Annotated in this window: 5 protein-coding genes; 2 read left to right on the forward strand and 3 right to left on the reverse strand. The window is 50.5% G+C overall.

All coding sequences use genetic code 11. The annotated features are described in order from the left end of the window. Together dnaK and grpE are read right to left on the reverse strand one after the other, a co-directional pair. Positions 1 to 1,275 (reverse strand): molecular chaperone DnaK (gene dnaK / locus RSA72_RS13880; protein WP_332624214.1); only part of this gene is annotated, 1,275 nt, incomplete at its 3' end. A gap of 121 nt (positions 1,276 to 1,396) precedes the next feature. After that, on the reverse strand, positions 1,397 to 1,930 hold the full coding sequence (gene grpE / locus RSA72_RS13885) for a nucleotide exchange factor GrpE (protein WP_443098305.1): 534 nt from the start codon (positions 1,928 to 1,930) through the stop codon (positions 1,397 to 1,399). 458 nt (positions 1,931 to 2,388) lie between these two features. Here grpE and RSA72_RS13890 point away from each other — a divergent pair, with 458 nt between their 5' ends. Beyond that, a complete protein-coding gene (locus RSA72_RS13890; RefSeq protein ID WP_332624217.1) occupies positions 2,389 to 3,462 on the forward strand; it encodes an alpha/beta hydrolase in 1,074 nt (357 codons plus the stop codon). Positions 3,463 to 3,479: 17 nt separating this feature from the next. Here the strand turns inward: RSA72_RS13890 and RSA72_RS13895 are convergent, their stop codons facing one another. Then, complete coding sequence (locus RSA72_RS13895) at positions 3,480 to 4,169, reverse strand: acetoacetate decarboxylase family protein (protein ID WP_332624218.1); 690 nt, start codon at positions 4,167 to 4,169, stop codon at positions 3,480 to 3,482. 100 nt (positions 4,170 to 4,269) lie between these two features. On the opposite strand from RSA72_RS13895, the gene RSA72_RS13900 reads away from it, so the two are divergent. Further along, positions 4,270 to 4,836: a peptidylprolyl isomerase gene (locus RSA72_RS13900; protein ID WP_332624219.1), complete on the forward strand. Its 567-nt coding sequence runs from the start codon at positions 4,270 to 4,272 to the stop codon at positions 4,834 to 4,836. Positions 4,837 to 5,023: the final 187 nt, after the last annotated feature.

Genomic DNA, 5,023 nt, shown 5'->3' on the forward strand with positions numbered 1-5,023 from the left:
GAACACTTGAGATTTCTTCGCAGGAATCGTGGTGTTTTTCTCAATAATCGCTGTCAGCACGCCGCCCATGGTTTCAATGCCAAGCGTCAGCGGAGTAACGTCCAGCAGCAGCACGTCAGTTTTGTCGCCGGACAATACTGCGCCTTGAATCGCCGCGCCAATCGCTACCGCTTCATCAGGGTTCACGTCTTTACGCGGCTCTTTGCCGAAGAATTCTTGAACCTTTTGTTGAACCATTGGCATGCGCGACTGGCCGCCGACCAGGATCACGTCAGAGATGTCAGAAGTCGAAAGGCCGGCATCTTTAAGCGCAATACGGCAAGGCTCAATTGTGCGGGCAACCAGGTCAGCCACTAAGCCTTCCAGCTTCGCGCGCGTTACATTGATCACCAAGTGTTTAGGGCCGGTTGCATCAGCCGTGATGTACGGCAGGTTGATTTCAGTCGCGTTAGAAGAAGAAAGCTCGATTTTGGCTTTTTCAGCGGCTTCTTTCAGGCGCTGCAAAGCCAGCGGGTCCTGCTTCAGGTTGAAGCTTTGTTCTTTCTTAAACTCTTCAACCAGATACTCAATCAAAGCGTTGTCAAAGTCTTCACCGCCCAGGAAGGTATCACCATTCGTTGACAACACTTCAATCTGCTGGTCGCCATCAAGGTCTGCGATTTCAATGATTGATACGTCAAAAGTACCGCCGCCCAAGTCGTAAACTGCGATTTTGCGGTCGCCTTCTTTTTTATCCATGCCGAACGCTAAAGCCGCTGCTGTAGGCTCGTTGATGATGCGCTTAACTTCTAAACCTGCGATTTTACCCGCATCTTTAGTGGCCTGGCGCTGCGCGTCATTGAAGTAAGCAGGAACCGTAATCACGGCTTCAGTCACTGTTTCGCCAAGATAGTCTTCTGCTGTTTTCTTCATCTTTTTCAAGATTTCAGCAGAAATCTGCTGCGGCGCAAGCTTTTTGTCATTCACATCAACCCAAGCGTCGCCGTTTTCAGCCTGAATGATTTTGTAAGGCACCAAGCCGATGTCTTTTTGCACCGCCTGATCCTGATACTTGCGGCCAATCAAGCGCTTGATGGCGAATAATGTGTTTTTCGGGTTAGTGACCGCCTGGCGTTTCGCAGACTGGCCCACCAGAATTTCGCCGTCTTTATAGGCAATAATAGACGGCGTTGTGCGCGCGCCTTCAGCATTCTCAATTACTTTAACTTTGTCGCCTTCAAGTACTGCGACGCAAGAGTTTGTTGTGCCTAAGTCAATACCAATGATTTTAGCCATTCGGGTGTTTCCTCTAAAATTCTTTTACGATGTTTTCGCTTGTTATCCGATATGAGAGCCATTCAAAATTTTTCAAGCTGCTTTGAAGAAAATATTTTGCAGGCTCCCGAATTTATAAGGCTTATGCGCCAACCATGACCATGGCAGGGCGGAGCAGGCGGCCGTTTAAGGTATAGCCTTTCTGCAGCACGCTGCCGATTTCATTGGCTTTGGCATTGGCATCAATGCCGACGGCCTGGTGCAGGTCAGCATTGAAGCCGTTTGCGGTATCCGCTTCGGCAACGCCGAATTTTTCCAGCGAGGCCAGCAGCGATTTCAAGGTCAGCTTGACGCCTTCAACCACAGCATTTTCTTCGCCGCCGGCGGCTTGAATGGCGCGCTCTAAATTGTCGACCGAGTCCAGCAGCTCTTTGGCGAATTTTTCCAAAACTGTATCTTTATGCTTTTCAGATTCGCGCTGAATGCGCTCTACGCTTTTTTGCGCTTCATATACTGCATTTGCAGTGCGGGCTTTTTCCAGCTTCAGGCTTTCATCCAGCGCTTTAATGCGCTCCTGTAAAGATTCAACGGAAACTTCAGCCTGCTCTGTTTCAGTTTGCGCTGTTTCCTGCTCTTGCTGAAGATTTTGAGCGTCTTGGTTTTGCTCAGTTGCCATTGATTTGCTCCGTTTAAATGGGTTTTTAAACATGTACAGTTCCTTTTGCGTCAATGCTGACAGCGTTCATTCTGAACTGCCATGAGTTTGCAGAATTTCATAATTATTAAAGAGGTCGGGGCTGGCTGTAAAAATTCAAGCGGAGGCTGCCATTAAATGCAGGTTTTTATAAAAAATTCTGATGATTTCAGGGGAATTCAGCAGTCAGGGAATAATTTCATCAGGCAGAGAGGTCCTGTTTTGCAGCGCGCCGGCACTTCCGCCAGGCGCCTGCGCCCTGCTGGAGCTGCAGAAAACGCCGGAAATTAAAGGCAAATTGTCAATGACAAGCGCCTAAAACCGGCTTAGCTTAGGCTGGGGCCTGCCCTGTGTTGAAAGGCCTGAACCGGCATAATAAGAACAGGGCTGCATAAGGGCCGGCTGCATCAAAACAATCAAGAATGAAAAGGAGTTCTGCGATGACTGCGCTGAATCACAGGCTGCAGGCGCTGCTGGAAAAAGGCCAGGGCGCGGCCATCCGCGCGCTGGACCGGCTGCCCGGCTTTGTGCAGGAAGGCCTGGCCAAAGGGCTGGGCTATCCGTTTGTTTTTCCTGAGCTGGATCCGCTGATCAAATGCATGATGGCTGCGCAGCTGAAGCAGGGCAAAACCGGCTTTATTGGCGCAGATGTGCCCCGCGCGCGCAAGGCCTTTGCGCTGCAGATGCAGGCGCTGAAAGCCAGGCCGGCGCCGCTCAGGCAGGTCGAAGACCTGCGCCTGCCTTTGCAAAGCGGGACGGTGTTTGCGCGCCACTATCATCCGGCGCCGAATAAAAAGCTGCCGATGATTGTGTTCTATCATGGCGGCGGCTTTGTGCTGGGCAATCTGGATACGCATGATGAAGCCTGCAGGCTGCTGGCGCTGCATGCCAAGGCGCAGGTGCTGAGCATTGACTATCCTTTAGCGCCTGAAGCCAGCCCCAAACAGCTGATTCAATGCTGTGAAGATGCGCTGGCCTGGGTGTTTCAAAACAGCCGCCAGCTGAAAATATTAAAAGGGCGCATTGCTGTGGCGGGGGACAGCGCCGGCGGCAATATCGCAGCGGTGGTTGCGCAGCGCGCCGCAAAAAAAGCCTATGCGCCGCATGCGCAGCTGCTGATTTATCCGGTTCTGGATTTCCAAAGCCGCCATCCCTCATTTTATGCCTATAAAGACGGGCTGGTGCTGACCGGGCAGGATATCGGCTATGTGACGGCCTATTATGCCGAACAGCATCAGGTGGCGCTGAATGACCCGCTGATTTCACCGACCTATGGAAAATTTGAAAAATTGGCGCCGGCTTATATTGTCGCCGCCGGGCATGATGCGCTGCATGACGAAGCGGAGATTTATGCGCATAAGCTGCGCCAGCAGGGTGTGAAAGTGCATTATCAGGAATATGCCGATCAGGCGCATGGCTTCATTAATCTAACGCCGGTGTCATTGCGCGCCAGAAAATACCTGGCCGATACCGGCAGGAATTTCCGCAGGTTCTGGGACAAAAAAGCCGGCTGAATGCCCGGCAGGGTGTTTCACGTGAAACACCCTCTGCTGTTTGCGCTGCATGCGGCTTCAGGAAGCGCCAGTGCGAATTCCGGCGCATAAAAGCTTTGCAGATACCTGGCTTGCGAAAAATCCGGGAAAATATCCTGCGTGTCCTGCCATTGCGCGGAAAGCAGCCTGGAGAAATGGCTGCGGAACTGAGGGGAAAACTGATAGCGCTTTCCCTGCTGCGCCTGGCTGATTTTCAGCATAGCCGCCGGAAGATGGTGGCTGTTGATATAAAACGAGCATGGCTTTTTTATTTTCCTCAAGCGGAGCGCCATGCTTTGCCGGTTAAAATGAATGGCGCAGCTGACATCCTGCCCCTGCTCATCCCATTCAAACCGCGCCAGCTCTTTCGGAAGGCCCCAGCGCTGCTGGCCATGGGCTGCGGCGATTTCAGCCGATACGAAAATTTTAGGAATTGAGCTCAGGCGCCTTTTCGCCATTAAAGGATGGTCTAAAATCAGCAGCTCATCATAAGGCCCAACCGGAGAGCTGCGGCAGCGCACCAGCAGCACCTGCACAGCGCGTCCCAGTGCAGAGGGCGCCAGGCGGAAATTCTGCGCCTGCTGTATAAAGGAGGGCGTCAGCCAGTAATTCAAAATAAAAGCCTCGCCCTGCATATGCCAAGGGGGTGGATATAAAAAGGCATCCGGTGCCGGAAAATTCTGTTGCATTATTTTTCTCGTTTTCATGGCGCAGAAATACTGCTTTATTTTTCATGAAAGACTAAAATGCATACAGAGACAAGTACAACATAAATAGATGAGTTAACAAATGTTAAAACAAGCGCTTTTCGCCGCAGCTGCAATGATCAGCCTGAATGCCTGGGCTGATAATTCCATTGTGGAAATGAAAACCAGTCAGGGGACAATTGAAATTGAACTTTTTAATGACAAGGCGCCGGTTTCCGCAAAGAACTTTGAAGATTATGCAAAAGCGGATTTTTATAACGGCACGATTTTTCACCGCGTGATCCCCGGCTTTATGATTCAGGGCGGCGGCATGAATGCGCAGATGGAAGAAAAGCCGGCGAAAGCGCCGATCAAGAATGAATCCTATAATGGCCTCAAAAATACCCGCGGCACTTTGGCGATGGCGCGCACCAACGACCCAAATTCGGCGGCAAGCCAGTTCTTCATTAATACCGTCGATAACGACTTCCTGAATAAAAGCGCGATGAATGCGGGCTATGCTGTATTCGGCAAAGTCATTAAAGGCATGGATGTGGTCGATAAAATTGAAAAAGTGCCGGCAATCAACCGCGGCGTGCACCAGAATGTGCCTCAGGTTCCTGTGCTTATACACAGCGTGAAGATAAAAGCGCCGGCAGCGCAGAAATAAGCAAAAAATATAGCAGAAATAAATATGCAATATTTCTTATTTAAAATTAAAAGCTTATGGTTTGTTTCTTATGGGGTTGCGCTATTTTGGCGCATAAAAAAGAAACACACAGCAAAGCAAGTGGTTAAAAGCGCTTGCAATGATTTATAAATCCTCTAGAATGCACCCCATACCGACGAGATAGGCG

It is taken from the genome of Acinetobacter sp. (genome assembly GCF_036659555.1).
GTDB lineage: Bacteria > Pseudomonadota > Gammaproteobacteria > Pseudomonadales > Moraxellaceae > Acinetobacter.

Coding starts and splice junctions, on each gene's coding strand:
- grpE (WP_443098305.1), bottom strand. CDS start 1,930: ATGGCAACTGAGCAAAACCAAGACGCTCAAAATCTTCAGCAAGAGCAG.
- RSA72_RS13890 (WP_332624217.1), top strand. CDS start 2,389: ATGACTGCGCTGAATCACAGGCTGCAGGCGCTGCTGGAAAAAGGCCAG.
- RSA72_RS13895 (WP_332624218.1), bottom strand. CDS start 4,169: ATGCAACAGAATTTTCCGGCACCGGATGCCTTTTTATATCCACCCCCT.
- RSA72_RS13900 (WP_332624219.1), top strand. CDS start 4,270: ATGTTAAAACAAGCGCTTTTCGCCGCAGCTGCAATGATCAGCCTGAAT.